The sequence below is a fragment of the Streptomyces sp. NPDC053367 genome (assembly GCF_044545925.1).
Classification (GTDB): Bacteria; Actinomycetota; Actinomycetes; order Streptomycetales; family Streptomycetaceae; genus Streptomyces.
Genome location: NZ_JBITYN010000003.1, coordinates 128,485 through 149,126, shown reverse-complemented (window position 1 = coordinate 149,126; position 20,642 = coordinate 128,485). Strand labels below are relative to the sequence as shown.

General features: G+C 73.2%; 19 protein-coding genes, 1 tRNA gene and 1 pseudogene. 9 read left to right on the top strand and 12 right to left on the bottom strand.

Going from position 1 to position 20,642, the window contains the following annotated elements; genetic code table 11:
- The 6 genes from ACIGXJ_RS10325 to ACIGXJ_RS10300 form a co-directional block, all read right to left on the bottom strand.
- Window positions 1-197: hypothetical protein (locus ACIGXJ_RS10325; protein ID WP_399642923.1), on the bottom strand; the 197-nt coding region annotated here is incomplete at its 3' end.
- Between the two features lie 41 nt (window positions 198-238).
- On the bottom strand, window positions 239-577 hold the full coding sequence (locus ACIGXJ_RS10320) for a hypothetical protein (RefSeq protein WP_399642922.1): 339 nt from the start codon (window positions 575-577) through the stop codon (window positions 239-241).
- A gap of 31 nt (window positions 578-608) precedes the next feature.
- Complete coding sequence (locus ACIGXJ_RS10315) at window positions 609-764, bottom strand: hypothetical protein (RefSeq protein WP_399642921.1); 156 nt, start codon at window positions 762-764, stop codon at window positions 609-611.
- Window positions 765-868: 104 nt separating this feature from the next.
- Window positions 869-2,203, bottom strand: a complete 1,335-nt coding sequence (locus tag ACIGXJ_RS10310; protein WP_399643664.1) for a PLP-dependent aminotransferase family protein — start codon at window positions 2,201-2,203, stop codon at window positions 869-871.
- Window positions 2,204-2,290: 87 nt separating this feature from the next.
- The gene (locus tag ACIGXJ_RS10305; RefSeq protein ID WP_399642920.1) at window positions 2,291-3,790 is read right to left on the bottom strand and encodes an aminopeptidase P family protein; all 1,500 of its coding nucleotides are present in this window, start codon (window positions 3,788-3,790) and stop codon (window positions 2,291-2,293) included.
- An 82-nt stretch (window positions 3,791-3,872) separates the two neighbouring features.
- Window positions 3,873-5,387 carry a PP2C family protein-serine/threonine phosphatase gene (locus ACIGXJ_RS10300; protein WP_399642919.1) on the bottom strand — a complete coding sequence of 505 codons (1,515 nt, stop codon included), beginning with the start codon at window positions 5,385-5,387 and terminating at the stop codon, window positions 3,873-3,875.
- A gap of 604 nt (window positions 5,388-5,991) precedes the next feature.
- On the opposite strand from ACIGXJ_RS10300, the gene ACIGXJ_RS10295 reads away from it, so the two are divergent.
- Both ACIGXJ_RS10295 and ACIGXJ_RS10290 read left to right on the top strand, forming a co-directional pair.
- Entirely contained in the window at window positions 5,992-6,657 is a 666-nt protein-coding gene (locus ACIGXJ_RS10295) for a bifunctional DNA primase/polymerase (RefSeq protein WP_399642918.1), read from the top strand.
- Window positions 6,658-6,712: 55 nt separating this feature from the next.
- Window positions 6,713-7,450, top strand: a complete 738-nt coding sequence (locus ACIGXJ_RS10290) for a hypothetical protein (protein WP_399642917.1) — start codon at window positions 6,713-6,715, stop codon at window positions 7,448-7,450.
- Between the two features lie 350 nt (window positions 7,451-7,800).
- On the opposite strand, the gene ACIGXJ_RS10285 is transcribed toward ACIGXJ_RS10290, so the two are convergent.
- From ACIGXJ_RS10285 to ACIGXJ_RS10275, 3 genes are all read right to left on the bottom strand, one after another.
- Window positions 7,801-8,766, bottom strand: a complete 966-nt coding sequence (locus tag ACIGXJ_RS10285) for a DUF5926 family protein (protein WP_399642916.1) — start codon at window positions 8,764-8,766, stop codon at window positions 7,801-7,803.
- A 148-nt stretch (window positions 8,767-8,914) separates the two neighbouring features.
- Window positions 8,915-9,553, bottom strand: a complete 639-nt coding sequence (locus ACIGXJ_RS10280; protein ID WP_399643662.1) for an ATP-binding protein — start codon at window positions 9,551-9,553, stop codon at window positions 8,915-8,917.
- A 64-nt stretch (window positions 9,554-9,617) separates the two neighbouring features.
- Window positions 9,618-10,427: a glycerophosphodiester phosphodiesterase gene (locus ACIGXJ_RS10275; protein ID WP_399642915.1), complete on the bottom strand. Its 810-nt coding sequence runs from the start codon at window positions 10,425-10,427 to the stop codon at window positions 9,618-9,620.
- Between the two features lie 227 nt (window positions 10,428-10,654).
- Here ACIGXJ_RS10275 and ACIGXJ_RS10270 point away from each other — a divergent pair, with 227 nt between their 5' ends.
- The 3 genes from ACIGXJ_RS10270 to ACIGXJ_RS10260 all read left to right on the top strand — a co-directional run bounded on the left by ACIGXJ_RS10270 (window position 10,655) and on the right by ACIGXJ_RS10260 (window position 13,428).
- Window positions 10,655-12,127, top strand: coding sequence for a S1C family serine protease (locus ACIGXJ_RS10270; RefSeq protein ID WP_399642914.1), 1,473 nt, complete (start codon window positions 10,655-10,657; stop codon window positions 12,125-12,127).
- Between the two features lie 68 nt (window positions 12,128-12,195).
- Window positions 12,196-12,282, top strand: a tRNA-Ser gene (locus ACIGXJ_RS10265).
- A 504-nt stretch (window positions 12,283-12,786) separates the two neighbouring features.
- Window positions 12,787-13,428, top strand: a complete 642-nt coding sequence (locus ACIGXJ_RS10260) for a hypothetical protein (RefSeq protein WP_399642913.1) — start codon at window positions 12,787-12,789, stop codon at window positions 13,426-13,428.
- On the opposite strand, the gene ACIGXJ_RS10255 is transcribed toward ACIGXJ_RS10260, so the two are convergent.
- Window positions 13,418-14,275, bottom strand: coding sequence for a bifunctional DNA primase/polymerase (locus ACIGXJ_RS10255; protein WP_399642912.1), 858 nt, complete (start codon window positions 14,273-14,275; stop codon window positions 13,418-13,420). The genes ACIGXJ_RS10260 and ACIGXJ_RS10255 overlap by 11 nt on opposite strands.
- Before the next feature lie 50 nt (window positions 14,276-14,325).
- Here ACIGXJ_RS10255 and ACIGXJ_RS10250 point away from each other — a divergent pair.
- The 3 genes and pseudogenes from ACIGXJ_RS10250 to ACIGXJ_RS10240 form a co-directional block, all read left to right on the top strand.
- A pseudogene (locus tag ACIGXJ_RS10250) lies at window positions 14,326-14,589 on the top strand (hypothetical protein); the annotation flags it as partial.
- A gap of 339 nt (window positions 14,590-14,928) precedes the next feature.
- A complete protein-coding gene (locus ACIGXJ_RS10245) occupies window positions 14,929-15,495 on the top strand; it encodes a SigE family RNA polymerase sigma factor (RefSeq protein ID WP_399642911.1) in 567 nt (188 codons plus the stop codon).
- Between the two features lie 129 nt (window positions 15,496-15,624).
- Window positions 15,625-17,271: a long-chain fatty acid--CoA ligase gene (locus ACIGXJ_RS10240; protein WP_399643660.1), complete on the top strand. Its 1,647-nt coding sequence runs from the start codon at window positions 15,625-15,627 to the stop codon at window positions 17,269-17,271.
- Between the two features lie 64 nt (window positions 17,272-17,335).
- On the opposite strand, the gene ACIGXJ_RS10235 is transcribed toward ACIGXJ_RS10240, so the two are convergent.
- Together ACIGXJ_RS10235 and ACIGXJ_RS10230 are read right to left on the bottom strand one after the other, a co-directional pair.
- A complete protein-coding gene (locus ACIGXJ_RS10235; RefSeq protein ID WP_399642910.1) occupies window positions 17,336-18,226 on the bottom strand; it encodes a prohibitin family protein in 891 nt (296 codons plus the stop codon).
- A gap of 419 nt (window positions 18,227-18,645) precedes the next feature.
- Window positions 18,646-19,866: an MFS transporter gene (locus ACIGXJ_RS10230; RefSeq protein WP_399642909.1), complete on the bottom strand. Its 1,221-nt coding sequence runs from the start codon at window positions 19,864-19,866 to the stop codon at window positions 18,646-18,648.
- 151 nt (window positions 19,867-20,017) lie between these two features.
- Between ACIGXJ_RS10230 and ACIGXJ_RS10225 the strand changes: the two genes are divergently transcribed.
- Window positions 20,018-20,599 (top strand): TetR family transcriptional regulator, encoded by a 582-nt coding sequence (locus tag ACIGXJ_RS10225; RefSeq protein ID WP_399642908.1) that lies wholly within the window; start codon window positions 20,018-20,020, stop codon window positions 20,597-20,599.
- Window positions 20,600-20,642 lie beyond the last annotated feature (43 nt).

Below are 20,642 nucleotides of genomic sequence, written 5' to 3'. Positions count from 1 at the left end.
AGCCGGTCCCGCAGCACACCGAGCCGGTCCCGCAGCACACCGAGCCGGTCCCGCAGCACACCGAGCCGGTCCCGCAGCACACCGAGCCGGTCCCGCGCCCCGCCCCGCTGAACCGAGGCCCCGGCCCACCGAACCGAGGCCCCGCCCGGCCGGCCCGGAGCCCCGTCGCGGCGCAGGTCCCCCCTCGCCGGCGCCACGGCGGGAAGCCTCGGCAACAGCAGCGCACACGCAAGGAAGCTCATCGCGTCCAGCGCGAACACGGCCAGATGGGCGCCGCGCGTCCCCGCGTGCAGCGCGAGCCCGCCGAGCCCCGCCCCCACGGCCACCCGGCGTTCAGGGTGGACTGCAGATGCGCCAGCAGCCCGGTGCGCTCGGCGGCGGACACCAGCCCCGCCAGCAGCGCCTGCCGGGCCGCCGCGAGCCCGGACTGCGCGGCCGCGTAGCCGCAGGCCACCAGCACGAACGGCAGGCGCCCGCGCACCACGGCGAAGGACGCCACCGCCGGCGCGGTCGCCGACGCCAGCGCCACCGCCGTACCGCGCGCCCCGCGCCGGTCGGCGAACCGCCCGAGCGGCACACCCACCAGCGACCCGACCGCCCAGCCGAGGTCAGCCCGAGGCCACGCGCGCGGGGGCGAGGCCGACGATCTGGGTGAAGCAGAGGGCGGACGTCGTGCAGAAGGCGCCGTCGCCGACCGAGTTGCTCGACTGGGCGAGGGCGAGGACCCGGCGGGGTCCGGCGGGAGGGACGAGCGACTTCGTCATGGCCACGACACCAGAAGCGCAGTGGACCGCCATGGAGAGCCGATCCGAGGCCCTGTCCCTGGCCCAATTCCGGCCCGCGATCCGACAGCGGCCGACCCCGGGACTCAGCCCAGCACCCTCACCAGCACGTCCAGCGCCTGCGCGTAGGCCGACTCCCTGGGCGTCCCGTATCCCACGACCAGCCCCTGCGCGCGCCCCTCGCCTGCCCTGTGCCAGTGCTCGCCGAGCCGCCCCACCGCGAGCCCGTGCGCCTCGGCGCGCTCGGCCGCCGCGGCCTCGTCGTCGACCTCCACCAGCGCGTGCAGCCCGGCCGCGATCCCGCGCACCCGCCGCCCCGCCCCCAGCCGCTCCAGGAGGAGGTCCCGGCGGCGCCGGTAACGCAGGCGGCAGGCCCGTACATGACGGTCGTAGGCATGACTGCCGATCAGTTCGGCGAGCGCCAGCTGCCCGAGGACCTCGGTGTGGTGGTCGCTGTACAGCTTCGCCTCGGTGACCGCGTCGACGAGGTGCCGCGGCAGCACCATCCAGCCCAGCCGCAGTGCGGGCCCGAGCGTCTTGGAGGCGGTGCCCACGTAGACGACCTGCTCCGGTGCCACCCCTTGCAGCGCCCCCACGGGCTGCCGGTCGTAGCGGAACTCCCCGTCGTAGTCGTCCTCGACGACCAGCGCGCCGCGCGCGCGTGCCCAGTCCGTGAGGGCCCGTCGCCGCTCGGGACGCAGGGTGACACCGGTCGGATACTGATGGGCGGGCGTGACGACGACGGCGGCCGGATCCCCCAACGCGTCGACGCACACGCCGGATTCGTCCACGGGCACGGGCACCACGGTCCCCCCGCCCCGCCGCACCACGTCCCGGTGGAACGCGAGACCCGGGTCCTCCATGGCGAACTCGCCGCCCGCGAGCACCCGCGTCAGCAGCGCGAGCGCCTGCACGTACCCAGAGGTGACGACGATCCGCTCCACCGGCGCGACCACGCCCCGGGTCCGCCCGAGGTACCCCGCGAGGGCCGTGCGCAGCTCGATGCGCCCGCGCGGATCCCCGTAGTCGTACGCAGCGGACGGCGCCACGGCCATGGCCTTGCGCAACGCCCGCGACCAGGCGGTCACCGGAAACGTCCCCACGTCCGGACTCCCGGGCCGCAGATCGAGGAGCGGCTCACGCGCGCGTGCACGGGCCTGCGCCGGTTCGGCCGCGACCGGCGGCAGTGCGGCGACCTGCGTCCCCGCCCCCTGCCGAGCCGTCAGGTACCCCTCGGCGACCAGCTGGTCGTAGGCGGCCTTCACGGTTCCCCGCGACAGCCCCAGCTCCTCGGCGAGCCGGCGCGTCGCCGGCAGCAGGGACCCGGGGGCGAGCCGCCCGTCCCGAACGGCGTCGCGCAGGGCCTTCTCGAGCCCCGCGCGACGCCCGAAGGAGACATCGGCAGCCAGATGCAGGTCCAGCCCCACGCCTTCCGGGGCGCGGGGCTGTGACCTGTGCGGCTCCGCCGCGTAAGCGCGATCGACCACAGACGGTCCGCGGACAGCAGATCAGCTCGGCGACCCCTTGAGTGCCGCCATCCACGCCTCGACCTCATCGGAACGCCGAGGCAGTCCGGCCGACAGATTCCGGTTGCCGTCCTCGGTCACCAGGATGTCGTCCTCGATCCGCACGCCGATGCCCCGGTACTCCTCGGGCACGGTCAGATCGTCGGCCTGGAAGTACAGCCCGGGCTCGACCGTCAGGCACATCCCCGGCTCCAGGGTGCCGTCCACGTACGTCTCGGTCCGCGCGGCAGCGCAGTCGTGGACGTCCATGCCCAGCATGTGGCCCGTGCCGTGCAGGGTCCAGCGGCGCTGCAGGCCCAGCTCCAGCACCCGCTCGACCGGCCCCTCGACGAGCCCCCACTCGACGAGCTTCTCGGTCAGCACCCGCTGGGCCGCGTCATGGAAGTCCCGGTACTTCGCACCCGGCTTCACCGCGGCGATTCCGGCCTCCTGGGCCTCGTACACGGCGTCGTAGATCTTCCGCTGGATGTCCGAGAACCGCCCGTTGACCGGCAGGGTCCGGGTGACGTCGGCGGTGTAGTACGTGTGCGTCTCGACGCCCGCGTCGAGCAGCAGCAGGTCACCCGAGCGCACCGGCCCGTCGTTGCGCACCCAGTGCAGCGTGCAGGCGTGCGGCCCGGAGGCGGCGATGGTGCCGTAGCCGACGTCGTTGCCCTCCACGCGCGCGCGGAGGAAGAAGGTGCCCTCGATGTACCGCTCGGAGGTGGCCTCGGCCTTGTCCAGGACCTTCACCACGTCCTCGAACCCGCGCACGGTCGAGTCGACGGCCTTCTGCAGCTCGCCGACCTCGAACGCGTCCTTGACCAGGCGCGCCTCGGAGAGGAAGACCCGCAGCTCCTCGTCCCGCTCGGCGGTGACCTTGTCGGTGAGGGCGGCCTCGATGCCGGCGTCGTAGCCGCGCACCACCCGGACCGGGCCGGTGGCCTCGCGGAGCCTGTCCGCCAGCTCGCGGACGTCGGAGGCGGGGATGCCGTACAGCTTCTCGGCCTCGGTCAGGGAGTGCCGGCGGCCGACCCACAGCTCGCCCTGCCCGGACAGCCAGAACTCGCCGTTCTCGCGGTCGGAGCGCGGCAGCAGGTAGATGGTGGCCTCGTGGCCCTCGCCCCTGGGCTCAAGGACCAGGACGCCGTCCTCGGTCTGGTTGCCGGTGAGGTAGGCGTACTCGACGGACGCCCGGAACGGGTACTCCGTGTCGTTCGAGCGGGTCTTCAGGTTGCCCGCGGGGATGACCAGGCGCTCGCCGGGGAAGCGCGCGGACAGCGCGGCGCGGCGGGCGGCGGTCTCGGCGGCCTGGGCGATCGGCTCCAGGTCGCGCAGCTCGGTGTCGGCCCAGCCGCTCTTCATGTTCTCGGCGAGCTCGTCGGACACGCCGGGGTAGAGGCCGTTCTTCCGCTGCTTGATGGGCTCCTCCTCAGAGGTCTCCGCGCCCATTGCGTCAACGGCGTCGTCGGGCACAGCGGGGAGCTCGTCGGCCACGGTCATCCTCCTCGGTACGGCACTGGACCACTGACCATCGTACGGTCGTACGTAAGGTGCCCCAGGCCGTTAGGACCTGTTAACAGCCTCACTCGAAGCGGGCCGCCAGCAGGACCACGTCCTCGTCGCTGTCGGCCGAGTCCAGCCCGTCCGGCAGTACGGTGCGCAGGACGTGGTCGGTGAGGGCCTCGGGGTCGCGGCGCAGGGCCCGGGGGACGCCCGCCGCGGCCGCGTGCAGCCGGGCGAAGGCGCGGTCGACGGTGTCGCCGGTGCGGTGCAGCAGGCCGTCGGTGTAGAGCAGAACCGTCTCTCCCGGCTCGGCCTCGATCTCCACGCTGGGTGCCTCCCAGCAGGCGAGCATGCCCAGCGGCGCCGAGACGGACGTCTCCACGAACTCGGTGCGCCGCTCCCCGACCAGCAGCGGCGGGCAGTGCCCGGCGCCGGCGAGGGTGAGCTTGCGCGCCGCGGGCTCGCAGTAGGCGAACAGGGCGGTCGCGGAGCGGGCGGGCTCGGTCAGCCGCAGCAGCAGCTCCAGGTCCGACAGGACGGCGACCGGGTCCTCGCCCTCCATCACGGCGTACGCCCGCAGGCTGGCGCGCAGCCGGCCCATCGCGGCGACCGCGCTCGGCCCCGACCCGGTGACCGAGCCGACGGCGAGCCCGAGCGCGGCGTCCGGCAGCGGCAGGGCGTCGTACCAGTCGCCGCCGCCGCGCGAGCAGGTGCGGTGCCGGGCGGCGAGCTGGACACCGGCGACCCGGGGGAGCCGGGAGGGCAGCAGTTCCTCGGACATGGTGGCCATGCACGCGCGTGTGCCCTCGACCTCAAGGAGCCGGGCCAGGTGCTCGGTGGCGTAGCGGGCGTAGAGGCCGACGAGATGGCGCCGGCGCTCGACCGGCTCGGCGGGCTCGTCGTACAGCCACACCGCGGCGCCGAGGCGGCCGGCGGACTCGGTGGACAGGGGGAGGGCGTAGCTGGCGGCGAAGCCGAGGCGGCGGGCCACCTCGCGGTGGCGGGGGTCGAGACCGTCCTCGGCGAGCAGGTCGGAGCGCACGATCTCGGCCACGCCGCCGGGCAGCCCGGCCGGGGTGTCGAGGAGTTCGCCGTACGGCAGTGAGCCGCGAGGCACGGTCTCGATGTGGCCGAGATCGGCCGGAGCGAGTCCGAGGCCGACGGTCGTGCGCGGGCCACGCCCGGCACCGGGTTCCAGGACGACCAGACCGCGCCGGGCGCCCACCAGGGCGGCCCCGGCGCGCAGCAGTTCCTGGAGGGCGTCGGCGAGGGTGTCGGTGCGGACCAGGCGTTCGGTGAGTTCGTGCAGGGTGGTGAGGTCGGAGACCCAGCCGGCCAGGCGGTCCTGGAGCAGGACACCGGGCCCGGTGGTGACGGGGGAGACGTCGGCTGCGGCGGGCGCGGGCGCGACAGTGTGTGCGGGCGAGGGAACCGTTGAATCGATTCCGGCCACTTTCGGAGGGTGCGGGGCGTTCATGGCGTCCGGCTTTCCGACCGGTTCGTTTTGCTCAAAAGCATCGCAAACCCCCATGTCATTCTGCGCCGCTAGCAGTGTCTCCACATGTACACGCACTCGTGAGGGGATGTCCAGCATTGTCCTGCTGGGATTCCTGGTGTCCATGTGGTGTGCGGGATGGGTGGACGTTCCTCTTACAGAAAGGCAAAGTTGGCTTAAAACAGACTCGGGCAACGCCCTCTTGCGGTCGACTGGGCTTGCTCGACGGAGCGTCACAGCGGTCGTGATGGGTACGTACTCGGAGAAGGCCAGGGGTGGTTGGGGGCCACCCGGAACCTGGCGACGGACCCGGGCGTCCTATCCACCGACGACCGTGCCCCATCCTCCCGTGGCGGAGGCGGAGAGAACTACGCGGGACGGCAAACGCCAGACTTCGCCACCCCACGCCACGCCCGTGCCGCAGTGGAACGAGTACGACGAGCACGGCGCAGTACGGATAGACGTACGGACAGACGTACGGACAGTACGGACACAACGGTCGGCACGGCCCCGGTGGCCCGCCGGCAGCATCGGCCGCCGACACGGCCGAAGCCCGACGCCCCCGCCGGATCCGTCAGGGGGTGATCCCCGTACTGCTCGCAGGGGTGTGATGCGCCAGCAGGTACGCACAGTGCAGTGATCGACACATGGTGTATGTGGTCCACGGTGTTGCCAGGCGTGCAACGGAAAGGAACGAGCGCTCATGCGCGAGATCCTCGGAAGGCGACGCAGGCTCCTGTCCAGGCGTGGCGGCGGGAGGCCTGAGCTGATCGGCACGGCCCTGACCTTCGCCACTCAGTGGCGGTGGCCCGTACTGCCCGGCGTGGCGGCCGATCCGCAGGGGCGTTCCCGCTGCGGCTGCCCCGACCCCGAGTGCACGGTGCCCGGCGCCCACCCCTTCGACCCGGGGCTGCTCGCCGCCACCACCGACGAGCGCATGGTCCGCTGGTGGTGGACCAACCGGCCCACGGCCCCGATCGTGCTCGCCACCGGCGGCACGGCCCCCTGCGCGGTCAGCCTGCCCGCCGAGGCCGCCGCGCGCGCCCTGGCCGCCCTCGACCGCGACGGCATGCGGCTCGGCCCGGTCGTCGCCTCGCCCACCCGCTGGTCGATCCTCGTACGGCCCTACGGCATGGAGCAGTTGGGCGAGCTGCTGTACGCCAAGGACTTCGTCCCCGGCTCCCTGCGCTTCCACGGCGAGGGCGGCTACATCACCCTGCCTCCGTCCGCGACCGGCGAGGGCGCCGTGCACTGGGAGCGCGCGCCGCTGCCCGGCTCGGCCTCCCCCTGGGTGCCCGACGTGGAGGCCGTGGTGGACGCGGTCGTGGACGCCCTCACTCGTACGGGTGTGAGCGCCCCCGAGTTGTAGGGGTGTCGGGCGCGCGCGGACCGGCCGCCCGTTCCGGCTCGTTATCGTCCCCCTCATGAACCTTCGTCTCCTCGCCCTCGCGGGCGTCGCGGCGTGCGCGATCGCGCTCCCGCTGGCCGTGGCGTCCGCGGGACCCGCGGGGGACGACGAGCACACGACCGTACGACTGCCCGGACACGCCTCGCACGCGCTGCGCGACTCGGGGGCCGCGCGGGACGCGACAGCCGACGGGTCCGGTCCGTCCGGCGGCGCCGGGACGGGCAGATCAGACGGGTCGAGCGGGCCGGACGCGCCGGACGGCTCGGTGGGATTGGCCGGATCCGCCGGGCCGGGCGGCGGCGGGCCGGGCGGATCCGGGCCGGGCGGATCCGGGCCGGGTGGCGGCGACGGGTTCGACGGGGTGGACGCCAAGGGACTTTCCGGCGGGGCCGCGCGCTCGCCGCTGCTGCTGGGTCTCGGTACGGCCACCGCGGCCCGCTGCGGACCCGAACTCACCTCGCCCGAGGGCGTGGAGGCGCAGACCTGTGTGCTGAACCAGGGCGCGGAGACCTGGGCGCGCACCTACTACCGCAACCGCACCGGGGAGCCCCTCCGGGCGGTCCTGAGCTTCATGGGGCCGGGGGCGCGGACGGTTCAGATGCGCTGTGCGGTGAGCGCCGACGACGAACCGGCCTCCTGCGAGACCCCCCGTGAACGCACCCGCGCGGAGCCGGCGGGCTACAGCGCGGTCGCGGAGTTCGCGGGCACCCGCCCCGACGGACCGCTGCTGCTGCGATCGGGGAGCAACTCCTAGCGCCGGTCCGGCGGCGGCCTCGGCGGAAACCGGGCGGACTGCCCAACTCCCCTTCGCTCACCGCGAGTTGACGAGCGGCCGCATTCCGTACAGCACTGCCCCAGCGTCGATCCTGATCCGGTTCGGAGCCGGTTCGGAGACGCAAAGACCCGGTTGCTGGCGACGGGGGATGCACCAGCAACCGGGCTACTGGAACGGTAACAAGAGATCGGCTGTTCGCAAATTCGATCTCCGATTTTCCTCGGCTATTCGGACACCGATCGGGCCTTTGTCGAGCGGGAGTCGGGCACGGCGCGACCGGTGGCCGGGAAGCCGGGTGGCTGACCGGTCGGTCAGCCACCCGGCGTGCGTCAGCTCAGCGTGACCTGTCGGTTGGTCAGCCCGCCGCGGGCACGGCGCTCGTCCGGGGTGAGCGGCGCGTCCGTCGCGAGGGCCGCGGCGAGGCGCTCGGCGAACTCGGCGGCCGGCTTCTCCACGTCCTCGGCGCCGACGCCGCTCGGCAGGTCCCAGACCGGGACCGTGAGCCCGTGAGCACGGAAGGAGCCCACCAGGCGGGTGCCCTCGCCCAGGCTGGAGCGGCCCGCGGCGTGCAGCCGCGCGAGCGCGTCCAGAAGCCGCTCCTCGGGGTGCGGCATGACCCAGCGCAGGTGATTCTTCTCGGGCGTCTCGCACCAGTAGGCCGCGTCCACGCCCGCCAGCCTCACGGTGGGGATGGCGGCGGCGTTGGCCCGCTCCAGGGAGGCGGCGACGTCCGGCGTCGCGTTCTCCGCGTCCGGGACCCAGAACTCGAAGCCGCTGTGCACGACCGGCTCGAAAGCGGCCTCCGGGTCGAGCAGGTCCTGCAGGCGCGGGCCGTCGGCCGGGGCGCGGCGGCCCTGCACGGGCGTGCCCGGATCGGCCTGGAGGGCGCGCTGCAGGGTGTCGGCGAGGTCGCGGCTGATGTCACCGGACGCCGTTTCGTTCTGCAGGCCGAGCAGTACCGAGCCGTCCTCGCGGCGCAGCGCGGGCCACGCCATCGGCAGCACCGTCGCCAAAGTGACCGAGGGGACGCCCTCGGGCAGGCCGCCCTTGAGGGTCAGCTCCACGGTGGCGGCCGGCACCAGCTCGCGCAGCGCGACCCAGTCGCACTCGCCGGCGAGGTCCTCGAACGGACGGTGCACCAGCTCGGTCACGGCCTGCGCGGCGGCCCGGCCGTGACAGGCCTTGTAGCGGCGGCCGCTGCCGCACGGACAGGGTTCGCGGGCGCCGACGACCGGGATCTCACCATCGGTGATCTGCGGCTGCTTGGCCTTCGTCTGAGGTCGCTTCTTGGCCATGGTGGGGTCTCCCGGTTACGGCTCGTCTCGTACGGGCGGGAGCCTAGCCGTTCGCGCCCCGAGCGACGGGACCCTGTGGACGAAGGGGCTGTCGGGGACGACTCCGCCGCCGTCCCGAAGGCGCCCTCGGGACGGGCGGAGGGTGCCTTCAGTCGAGGTCGTCGAAGGCGTCCGCGAAGTCCAGCCCCGCGATGACCGGCACCGACGGCGCTGTGACGCGCGTAGCGAAGTCGTCGCGGCGGTGCCCGGCATCGGGATCATGAACGTCGTCGTGGACCACGACCCACACGGTGACCTCGCCACGGGCGTCGTCGCGTACGCCCCAGTCGTCGGCGAGCGCGGTGATGATGTTCAGCCCGCGGCCGCCGTGCGCGGTGACCGACGGGGTGGCCGGGGCGGGGCGGGTCGGTCCGCCGCCGTCCGTCACCTCCACCATGAGCCGGCCGTCCGGGTCCACGCGCCATGCGGCCCGGACGTCACCGTCCCCGGCCAGGGCGTCGCCCAGGGGCCGGCCGTGTTTGCACGCGTTGCTCAGCAGTTCGGAAAGGATCAGCACGGCGTCGTCGATGACCGATTCCGCCACACCGCCCCTGCGCAGCTGATCGCGCATGCGGTGTCTCGCTTCCCCCACGCCCGCAGGGCCATGGGGTACGGCCATGCTCGACGACGTGGGCACCTCCTGTGCCACCACCAACGCCACCCCCGAGACCTCCTTCGCCCCACGCCACGGAGTGGATGCCCCATTGGCCTGTACCGGAAACCGGCCAACACGGTTCCGGTGACGCATTGGCAACGCTCGAACACGCAGCGAATGCGCCGGTGCACTCCCCGTGATCATCAGGGGTGTGCCGTCAGCGGCCGAGGAGTTCCGCCACCGCGCGCGGGCGGTTGGTGATGATGGCGTCGACGCCGAGGCCGAGGCAGAGCGCGACGTCCTCGGGCTCGTTCACGGTCCACACGTGCACCTGGTGGCCGGCCCGCTTGAGCCGTTCCACGTACGCCGGGTGGTTGCGCACGATCCGGACCGAGGGGCCCGCGATGTGCACTCCGGCGGGCAGCCGGCCGTCGCGCAGCCGGGGCGAGACGAACTGCATGAGGTAGACCGTCGGCAGGGTCGGTGCCGCGGCCCGCACCCGGTGCAGCGAGCGGGCCGAGAAGCTCATCACCCGCACCGGGGAGTCCTCGGCCGAGGACGGGGAGTCCAGGCCGAACCGCTTCAGCAGGTGCAGCAGCCGTTCCTCGACCTGGCCGGCCCAGCGCGTGGGGTGCTTGGTCTCGATGGCCAGCTCCACCCGGCGCCCTGCGTCGGCGACGAGTTCGAGCAGCCGCTCCAGGGTGAGCACGGAGGTGTCCGCGGGGTCCTCGGGCCGCGACTCCCAGTCGGGTTCCTCCTGGCCCCGCTTCCAGGAGCCGAAGTCGAGGGCGGCGAGGTCGGCGAGCTCCAGCGCGGACACGGCCCCGCGGCCGTTGGACGTACGGTTGACGCGGCGGTCGTGCACACACACGAGGTGCCCGTCCGCGGTCAGCCGTACATCGCACTCGAGGGCGTCGGCGCCGTCCTCGATCGCCTTCCGGTACGCGGCGAGGGTGTGCTCCGGGGCGTCCTCGGAGGCCCCTCGGTGGGCGACGACCTGGACGTGGTGCTGTCGTGCGTGGGTCACCGCGTCATGGTGCCACCGTCCAGGGGTACATGTGACGTCCGAGTGGCATCCCGATCGCCTCCGCATGGAGCCACAATGTGCCCGTTAAGCGAAGAGTGTTCTATATAAAGGATGGCCCCGGACCCACAGGCACCGCTTATGGTGCTCTGACGGCCCATGGGAAAAGCTGACGGCATACAAAATCGCACCTGCGCAGCGACGACAGCCGTGGATCGAGGAGAGAAGCTGTGAGCACCGAGAACGAGGGCACCGAGGTTCCCCCGGCCCCGTCCGCACCTCCCGTGCCGGTGGACACTCCCGCGGCCTCCCCGCAGACGCCCGAGAGCACCGCGCCGGCGCAGGACGGGGGCCCGGCCCGGCAGGCCACTCCGCCTCAGCCCCAGCCCGCCCCGCAGGGGCCGGCCCCCGCGTACGGCGCTCCGGCCGCCCGGCAGACCGCCCCGGACGCCGCCTGGCCGCCCCCGCCGGCGCCCGCGGCCACGGCCGCGTACGGCGGCGGCTACGGTGCCGGCCCTCAGGGCGGCCCGGACGCCACGACCGCCTGGGGCGCCTCGTACCAGTCGGCCCAGCCGCCCGTCCCGAAGCAGCGGCGCGGCCGCGGCGGACTGCTCGCGGCGGTGCTGGTGGCCGCGCTGGTCGCGGGCGGCCTCGGCGGCGGCCTCGGGTACACACTCGCGAAGGACGACGACACCAGCTCCACCACCGTCTCCGCCGTCGACAGCGGCGGCGACCTCAAGCGCGACCCTGGCACGGTCGCGGGCGTCGCCGCCCGGGCCCTGCCCAGCACGGTCACCATCCAGGCCGAGTCCAGCAGCGGCGAGGGCGGCACCGGCACGGGCTTCGTCTTCGACACCGAGGGCCACATCGTCACCAACAACCACGTGGTGGCGGAGGCCGTCGACGGCGGCAGGCTCACGGCGACGTTCCCCGACGGCAAGCAGTACGCCGCCGAGGTCGTCGGGCACGCCCAGGGCTACGACGTGGCGGTCATCAAGCTCAAGAACGCCCCCTCGGGCCTGAAGCCGCTGACCCTCGGCAACTCCGACGACGTGGCCGTCGGCGACTCGACGATCGCCATCGGCGCGCCCTTCGGGCTGTCCAACACGGTCACCACCGGCATCATCAGCGCCAAGAACCGCCCGGTCGCCTCCAGCGACGGCTCCGGCAGCCAGGCCTCCTACATGAGCGCGCTGCAGACCGACGCGTCCATCAACCCGGGCAACTCCGGCGGCCCGCTGCTGGACGCCAAGGGCAATGTCATCGGCATCAACTCCGCGATCCAGTCCACCGGCAACGGCGGCTTCGGCTCCGGCCAGTCCGGCTCCATCGGCCTGGGCTTCGCGATCCCGATCAACCAGGCCAAGTACGTCGCCCAGCAGCTGATCAAGACCGGCAAGCCCGTCTACGCCAAGATCGGCGCATCCGTCTCCCTGGAGGACGCCACCGGCGGCGCCAAGATCACCGACACCGGCGCGGGCGGCGGCGAGGCCGTCGAGCCGGGCGGCCCCGCCGCCAAGGCCGGCCTCAAGCCCGGTGACGTGATCACCAAGCTCGACGACACCGTCATCGACTCCGGCCCCACCCTCATCGGCGAGATCTGGACCCACCAGCCCGGCGACAAGGTCACCCTGACCTACGAACGCGACGGCAAGACGAGGACGACCGAACTCACCCTCGCCTCCCGCACGGGCGACAGCTGAGCCCCGCATCCCCGCACCAACCCGTTACTCTTGTCCCCGCGCCGCCCGCCCACCCGCGGGCGCCGCGGGGAGGCGTGCCCGAGCGGCCTAAGGGAACGGTCTTGAAAACCGTCGTGGCAGCGATGTCACCGTGGGTTCAAATCCCACCGCCTCCGCGCAGAGCACAGTGAGAGCGGCCCCTGACCGGACCCCGGTCGGGGGCCGTTGTCGTGATCGCCGGTGCCACGGCGACCGGTGTCCGCCACACGGCGAGCAGTGCGGCGAGCGCCACGGCAGCCGTCGCGGAGAGGGCCCGCGGCTTCCTCCAGCCCGGGGCAGCCGTCGCGGAGAGGACCCGCGGCTTCCTCCAGCCCGGTCCCGAGTGTTGCTCCCCACGGTCCGTACGACGCCCTCGCGCCCGGTCGGCGTGGCCGCGGTCTTCCCCCGGAGCCGGCCCCGCTCGCGCGGACGGACGTGCGCCTGCGCGCCTCATGGCGGGGGCCCGTTCGTCCGGTCCGGCACCGCCCGCCCCGGGCGCCGTGCGTCCGTGCCGGGTGACGGACTTGTCCCGGGTCTGTGACGTAAGGGTTTTCTGTATCGCGCCAGGTCAGGCCGGCCCACTACGGTCCCCCCGACCGGACGCGGCCGATGGGGCCGTGCGGGGACAGGGGGACGAGACGATGAACGCCCGAAGCCGTCGTAGATCTGCTGCCGTGATGCTCGTGGCCGTCACGCTGGGCGCCGTACTGACGGGGTGCAAGGGGGACGAGGCCCGGTCCGTGCCCGGCCCGAGCTCCACGTCGTCGAGCGGGGCCGGCAAGGGCACCGGGGGAGGCGGCGCCGCCACACCCGCGGGTGAGGCCGGTGCCACTCCCGCCGGTACCGCCACCGCGACACCCGCCGGTGAGGCCACCGCCACGCCCGCCGGTGAGGCCACCGCCACGCCCGCCGACTGTGTCAACAAGGCGCCCTACCCCGAGGACTACGACCCCGACGAGTTCGCCCTGTACGGATACGAGGAGCTCGAGGGCGTCACCGACAAGGTGAACCTGATCATCCAGCACGGCGCCTGGGGCTGCCCCGAGCCTGACACCGACGGGGCGCCCTTCGTGGTGTCGGGCGAGGAGTCGCGCTGGGCGCTGGACCAGGGCGCGTACGTCACCGCGACCAACCCGATCGTGGAGAGCACCGAGAACCAGCGGATCGGCGTACAGGAGCTGCTGGACTGGCTCGACGCGAACCCCGACTCGGGGCTGGTGTTCAAGTACGAGCTCGGGGACGACGGGGCGATCCACCGGCTCGACGAGGTCTTCACCCCGTGAGCCCGGTCATCCGCCGCGCCGACGCGATCGTCGCCCGGGCCTCCCGCTCGGTGAGCCCGGTGGTGCGGGCCGCGTCCACCAGGGCCTCGGTGAGTGCGGGCCCGATGCCGTTCTCGTAGGCGCGGCAGGCCGCCCAGAACAGGCGCGTGTTGCGCTGGCCCTCATGGGCGGCGAGGACGAACTGGATCAGGCCGTGGCCGTGGTGGCCCCCGCCGGTGCTCCCCGACGCCACGCGCGGCGGCGGCAGCAGCAGCCGCAGCAGGGACGGCGGGCAGGGCGCCGGCGGCAGCCGGTCCGTGCCGGGCGCGGCCGCGTACACGCCGTGGTCCGTACGCGAGCCGGGGCCGACCAGGTAGCCGCCCGCGCCCCGGATGTCGATGCCGGGGGCGAGGCGGCCGGCGGAGTTGGGGACGGCCGCGTCCGGCGGGCCGGTGAGCCAGATGTGCCGGCCGCCGGAGGGGGTCAGCACGACGACCGTGGGCGGGATCGTGAACAGGTGCCGCATGGCCAGCTCGCGCAGCGCGGCGGGCGCGTCCTGGCCGGACTTCACGTCCAGGTCGACGCCGATGAGGTGGTGCGGGGGCAGACCGCAGGCGATGCCGTAGCCGGTGGCCCAGGGCGCGGCGGCGAACAGGGCGCGGACACGGGCCGGGTCGGCGGAGGCGTCGTACACGCCGTGCCCGAAGCGGCCGCACTCGCCCCTGCAGGGCTGTTCCGAGCCGTGGTGCGGGGAGCGCAGGGCCGGGAGCTTGGTGCGGGACAGGGGGATGACGGCCAGACCGCGTTCCGCGGCCGACAGCGCGTGTGCCAGGGCCAGAGTGCCGGCCTGCCGGTCGATGGTGGCCATACCTCTATGTTCGTACACACGTTCGAAGAAGGGAAGGGGGGCCGTGCGGCGCGCCCTTCTGCGGTGCCGCGGCGGCGGACAACGGCGCCTTCGCGGACGACGGATCGAGCGCGGCTGTCACCAACGCGTTCCAGGGGCTCGTCGGCAGTGGCGTCGGCGGCAACAACGGCAACTCGTCCACCACGCAGCAGCAGGCGATCGGCTCCGGCGCCTCGAACCAGAGCAACACCGCCCAGGTCGACGGCTCGGCCTGCACCGCGATCAACCAGGGCAACCACAACGTGGCCGTCGGCTTCACCCCGCTGTGGTGGTGACCTGAGGGCCCCGCGCCCTCAGCGATGTGCTCTCCGTGGGATGGGACGGCGACAGCGCGGCGGTGCTTCGGCGCCGCCGTGCTGTCGTGCTCCCGGCGCCTCGCCGTTCCGGGGCGGCGCAGGGCCGAACGCGGCGGTGAGCGGAGCCGCTCGCCGGCTTCTGGCCGGGCCCTGCCCCCGTCCGCCCTCAGGGTCCACCCTGAGACGACCCGTACCGTTCTCCACCCCCCGTCCACCTACAGGAGGTGGAGCCAGCCCCACCCCTACAACCTGAGGGGGACCGCGCTTCGGGACCTGCGGCCGATCCGCGCACGCGGCCGCGCTCCTAGCGTGGTGGACATGACCCCACTCGTCTGCACCAGCGCCCCGGAAGCCGCCGGACCGGCCGGTCGGGCGCTGCCGTACGCGACGTACCCGTCGTTCTCGTCGTACGTCAGAGCCCGCCGCCCGGTGCTGCTGCGCACCGCGCGGTCGCTGACGTCGAACCCGAACGACGCCGAGGACCTGCTGCAGACCGCGCTCACGAAGACGTACGTCGCCTGGGAGCGGATAGAGGACCACCGCGCGCTCGACGGCTATGTGCGCCGCGCCCTGCTGAACACCCGCACCTCGCAGTGGCGCAAGCGCAAGGTGGACGAGTTCGCCTGTGACGAGCTGCCCGAGCCCGAGCCGCTGCCCGGCCAGGGCGACACCGCCGAGCGGCAGGCGCTGCACGACGCGATGTGGCGGGCGATCATGAAGCTGCCGGCCCGCCAGCGGGCGATGGTCGTGCTGCGCTACTACGAGGACCTCAGCGAGGCCCGGACGGCGCAGGTGCTGGGCGTGTCCGTCGGCACGGTGAAATCGGCGGTCTCCCGGGCGCTGGGCAAGCTGCGTGAGGACCCGGAGCTCGGTTTCGTGCGCTAGCGGAGGGGTTCTGAGCTGCGTTTTCGTCCTCACCTAGTGACATACCGCGTGGTATGTGCGCAGAATCAGCGCACCCCCTTACCGCCGCGTAGGCAATGTCGCCCCCGGGAGGACGCCGTGCTGAGCACGATGCAGGACGTACCGCTGCTGATCTCGAGGATCCTGACCCACGGGTCGACGATCCACGGGACCTCGCAGGTGACCACCTGGACGGGGGAGGCGGAGCCGCACCGCCGCTCCTACGCCGAGATCGGCACCCGCGCGGCCCAGCTGGCGCACGCGCTGCGCGAGGACCTCGGCGTGCAGGGCGACGAGCGGGTCGCGACCCTGATGTGGAACAACGCAGAGCACGTCGAGGCGTACTACGCGATCCCGTCCATGGGCGCGGTCCTGCACACCCTCAACCTGCGGCTGCCGGCCGAGCAGCTGGCCTGGATCGTCGACCACGCCGCCGACCGCGTGATCATCGCCAACGGCTCGCTCCTGCCCCTGCTGGCCCCGCTGCTGCCGCACCTGAAGACGGTCGAGCACGTCGTCGTCTCGGGCCCGGGCGACCGCGCCCTCCTCGCCGAGGCCACCGTTCAGGTCCACGAGTACGAGGACCTGATCGCGGGCAAGCCGACGGCGTACGACTGGCCGGTGCTGGACGAACGCCAGGCGGCGGCCATGTGCTACACGTCCGGCACGACGGGCGACCCCAAGGGCGTCGTGTACTCCCACCGCTCGATCTACCTGCACTCGATGCAGGTCAACATGACCCAGTCCATGGGCCTCACGGACGAGGACACGTCCCTCGTGGTGGTCCCGCAGTTCCATGTGAACGCCTGGGGCCTGCCGCACGCCACCTTCATGACCGGCGTCAACATGCTGATGCCGGACCGCTTCCTGCAGCCGGCGCCGCTCGCGGAGATGATCGAGCGCGAGCGCCCGACGCACGCCGCGGCCGTCCCGACCATCTGGCAGGGACTGCTGGCGGAACTGACCGCACGCCCGCGCGACGTCTCCACGCTCGTCCAGGTCACCATCGGGGGCTCGGCGTGTCCCCCGGCCCTGATGGAGGCCTTCGACAAGCTCGGCATGCGGGTGTGTCACGCCTGGGGCATGACGGAGACCTCCCCGCTCGGCACGGTCGCCCGGCCGCCCGCCGGCACCGTCGGCACGGACCGCGAGTTCGCCTACCGCCTCACCCAGGGCCGCTTCCCGTCGAGCGTCGAGGCCCGGCTGACCGGCCCCGGCGGCGAGCGCCTCCCCTGGGACGGCGAGTCCGCGGGCGAGCTGGAGGTGCGCGGCCCCTGGATCGCCGGCGCCTACTACAACGGCCCCGACGCCGAACCCCTGCGCCCCGCCGACAAGTTCAGCGAGGACGGCTGGCTCAAGACCGGCGACGTCGGCACGATCAGCCCGGACGGCTACCTCACCCTCACCGACCGCGCCAAGGACGTCATCAAGTCCGGCGGCGAGTGGATCTCCTCGGTCGAGCTGGAGAACGCCCTCATGGCCCACCCGGAGGTCGCCGAGGCCGCCGTCGTCGCGGTCCCGGACGACAAGTGGGGCGAGCGCCCCCTGGCCACGGTCGTCCTGAAGGAAGGCGCCACCGCCGACTTCGACACCCTGCGCACCTTCCTCGCCGACCAGCGCGGCATCGCCAAGTGGCAGCTCCCCGAGCGCTGGACCGTCATCGAGTCGGTGCCCAAGACCTCCGTCGGCAAGTTCGACAAGAAGGTCCTGCGCCGCCAGTACGCGGCCGGCGAGCTGGACGTGACCAGGCTCGGCTGACGCCCCCGTACGACAGAGCAGCCCCCGGTGCGGTGCGCCGGGGGCTGCCGTGTCGTACGAGCACCTAGTCCTTGGTGCCGTCCACGATCACCGGTGCCCCGCCGGTGCCCGTGCCGCACGGCACCGCGTAGACCGGGTGGGCCCTGGCGGCCTCGCGGTAGGCCTCCAGGCACTGGTTGTAGAGCACCTTGTCGCTCAGGGACTGCTCGATGATCTTGTTGGCGCGGGCGGTGCCCTCGGCCTCGATCCGCTTGCGTTCCGCCTCCGCCTTGGCCGTCCGGGACGCCTCGACCGCCCGCTCGGTGGCCTGTTCCTGCTGGATCTTCTTGTCGATCTGCTCCTGCAGCTTCTTCGACGGCCTGACGTTGCGCAGGTTGACGGTGTTGACGTCGATCCCGCGTACGGCGAGCCGCTCCCTGACCGCCTTCTCGATCTCCGCGCCGATCTGCTCGCGGGCCGAGGCGTAGCCCTCCTCGCTGGTGTGCTGCGCGAACACGTTGCGGATGATCTCGCGGCTGTCGGGCAGCACCAGCCGCTGCTCGATAGCCTCCTGACTGCCCGCCAGTCGGTAGAGCGCGACCGCCTTCTCCGGCACCACCGCCCACTTGATGGTGACGTCCGCGTACAGCACACCGCCCTGGGAGGAGCGGACCTCGACGGTGTCCTCGTCGTTGAGGTCGAGGTCGACCGGGCGGGTCGTGAAGGAGGTGACGTCGGTGAACGGCGATGTGAAGTGGACGCCCGAGGGCATCGGGGAGCCGATCTTGCCGAAGGTCACCGGCACCCCGACCTCGTAGGCGCTGACGACGTGGACACAGGCGAACACCGCGGCCAGCACACCGCCCAGGGCGCTGAGGGCCGCCCCGAGCAGCCAGTTCCTGGCCGGGGTGCGTCCCCGTCCGGCGAAGAAGAGCACGACCGCCGCTATGAGCAGCAGGATGGACAGCACGAACACCGGAAATCCCCCTTGAAAAACGGACCGCCGCCACCCCTGAGGCGACGGCGGAGCGCATGGTAGCGGGCCCAGGTGTCCGCCGTACGACGGGTGACACGGGGAAGCCGGAGGGGGCGGGTGGGCAGGCCGCCCGGTCTCACCGCCGCCTGCCTGGCCTCAGCGCCGCCTGCCTGGCCTCAGCGCCGACGGCCCGGACTCACGGCCGCTCGCCTGCCTGGCCTCACCGCCGCCCGCCCGGCCTCAGCGCCGACGGCCCGGACTCACGGCCGCTCGCCTGCCTGGCCTCACCACCGGCCGCCTGGCCTCACCACCGGCCGCCCGGTCTCACCACCGGCCGCCCGGCTTCAGCGCCGACGGACTCGCCACCGCTCGCCCGGTCTCAGCGCCGCCTGCCCGGTCTCACCGCCGGCCGTCCGGTCTCACCGGCGCCCGCCCCGTACCGCCGTCACCCCCCACCCCAGCACCAGCCACAGCCCCGCCAGCCCCGCCACCCCGCTCCAGCCGAACCCGTCGAAGGCCGGCCCGGCGAGGGCCGAGGCGGCGGCGCCGCCCGCGAAGCCGGAGACGACGTAGGCGGTGTTGGCGGCGGCCGGTGCGGTGGTGGAGGTCAGTGCCAGGGTCTGGTTGGCGACATGGGAGGCGACGAGGGCCGCGTGGATGAGCAGCGCGGCGGCGAACAGGGCCGGCATCACGTGCCCGCCCAGCCAGAAGAGAGGCACCGAGGCGGCCGCGAGGACGTACGCCCCGCGCACCACCTTGGCCGCGCCGAACCGGTCGACGAGTCCGCCCGCGGGCAGGGCCACCACGGCGGAGGCCAGCCCGAAGAGGCCGAAGAGTCCGGCGGTGGCGGTGGAGAGGTGGTACGGCTCCCCGGTCAGCAGCAGCGTCAGCGAGGTCCACAGCGCGCTCCACGCGCCGAACATCCCGGCCTGCCGCAGGCATGCCCGCCACAGGTCGGGCGAGCGGCGCACCAGTCCCGGCAGTGCGGCGATCCCGGCGAGCAGGGAGCCGGTGCGGGGGCGGTGCCGCGACGGCAGGACGACCGTGGTGGCCAGGCCCAGCGCGAGGGTGAGGACACCCGCGCCCGCGAAGACCCACCGCCAGCCGAAGGTCTCACCGACGAGCGCGCCCAGCACCCGTGCGCCGACGATCCCGGTGAACAGCCCCGCGATCACGGCCGCGACATGGCGGGCCCGGCGCGCGGCGGGGGCGCGTTCGGCGACCAGCGGGACCAGCAGCTGGGGCACGACGGTCGCCGCCGAGGTGACGAACACGGCGGCGGCGAGCACACCCGTGCCCGGGGCGACGGCGCTGGCGGCCAGCGCGGCCGTGGTGAGCAGGGTGAGGACGGTGACGAGCCGGCGCCGGTTGACGGTGTCGCCCAGCGGGGCGAAGAACAGCAGGCCGAGGGCGTAGCCGGCCTGCGCGACGGAGGCGATCCAGGCCACGCCGGAGGGCGTCGAGCCGAAGTCACGGGCGATGAGGGAGAGCAGCGGGGCGGCGAGGTAGATGTTCGCGGCGGTGACCGCGCTGGCCACGGCGAGGAGGGGGAGGAAGAACGGGGGCGCCGCCTGGGGCGGGGCCGGGTGCGCGGTCGGCGTGCTGACCGCGGCTGACGTTGCTGACGTCGCTGACGGCATGGCGAGGGACTCCTCCTTCGCGCGGCCCCTTCGAGCCGACTCCAATAACTAACCAGTTGGTTGGAACATCAGGTGCAACAGCATGGGCCGCGCTCCGATTCCGTGTCAACCAACCAGTTGGTTAGAGCCTTCCCGCCGCTACCCTGTCCCCATGGGAGCAGTCAGGGACCCCGAGGCCACCCGGGCCCGTATCTTCGACGCGGCCGTCGCCGAGTTCGCCCGCCACGGCATCGCGGGCGCCCGCATCGACCGCATCGCCGCCGAGGCCAAGGCCAACAAGCAGCTCATCTACGCCTACTTCGGCAACAAGGCCGAGCTGTTCACCAAGGTCCTGGACAAGTGCATGCTCGACCTGGCCGTCGCCGTCCCCGTCGACCCCGACGACATCGAGGGCTGGATCGACCGGCTCCTCGACTACCACGCCGCCCACCCGGAACTGCTGCGCCTGCTCTTCTGGGAGGGCCTGGAGTACGGCACCACCGAGCTGCCCGACGAGGCCGAACGGCAGGAGCACTACGCCCGTAAGGTCGCCACTCTCAGGGACGGCCAGGAGCGTGGGGTCGTCAGCGACGCCATCCCCGCCCGCGACCTGCTGTTCCTGCTGGTCGCACTGGCCAACTGGGCCGCCGTGGTCCCGCAGATGAAGCGCATCCTGGTGGGCGGCGCGGACACCGACGCCGACCGCCTGCGCGCCTCGATCAAGGAAGCGGCACGCAGGCTGGTCGCCCCCTAGAGCCCGACGTCTCGGCCGACCTGGTCCGGTCGGCAGGCGCCGG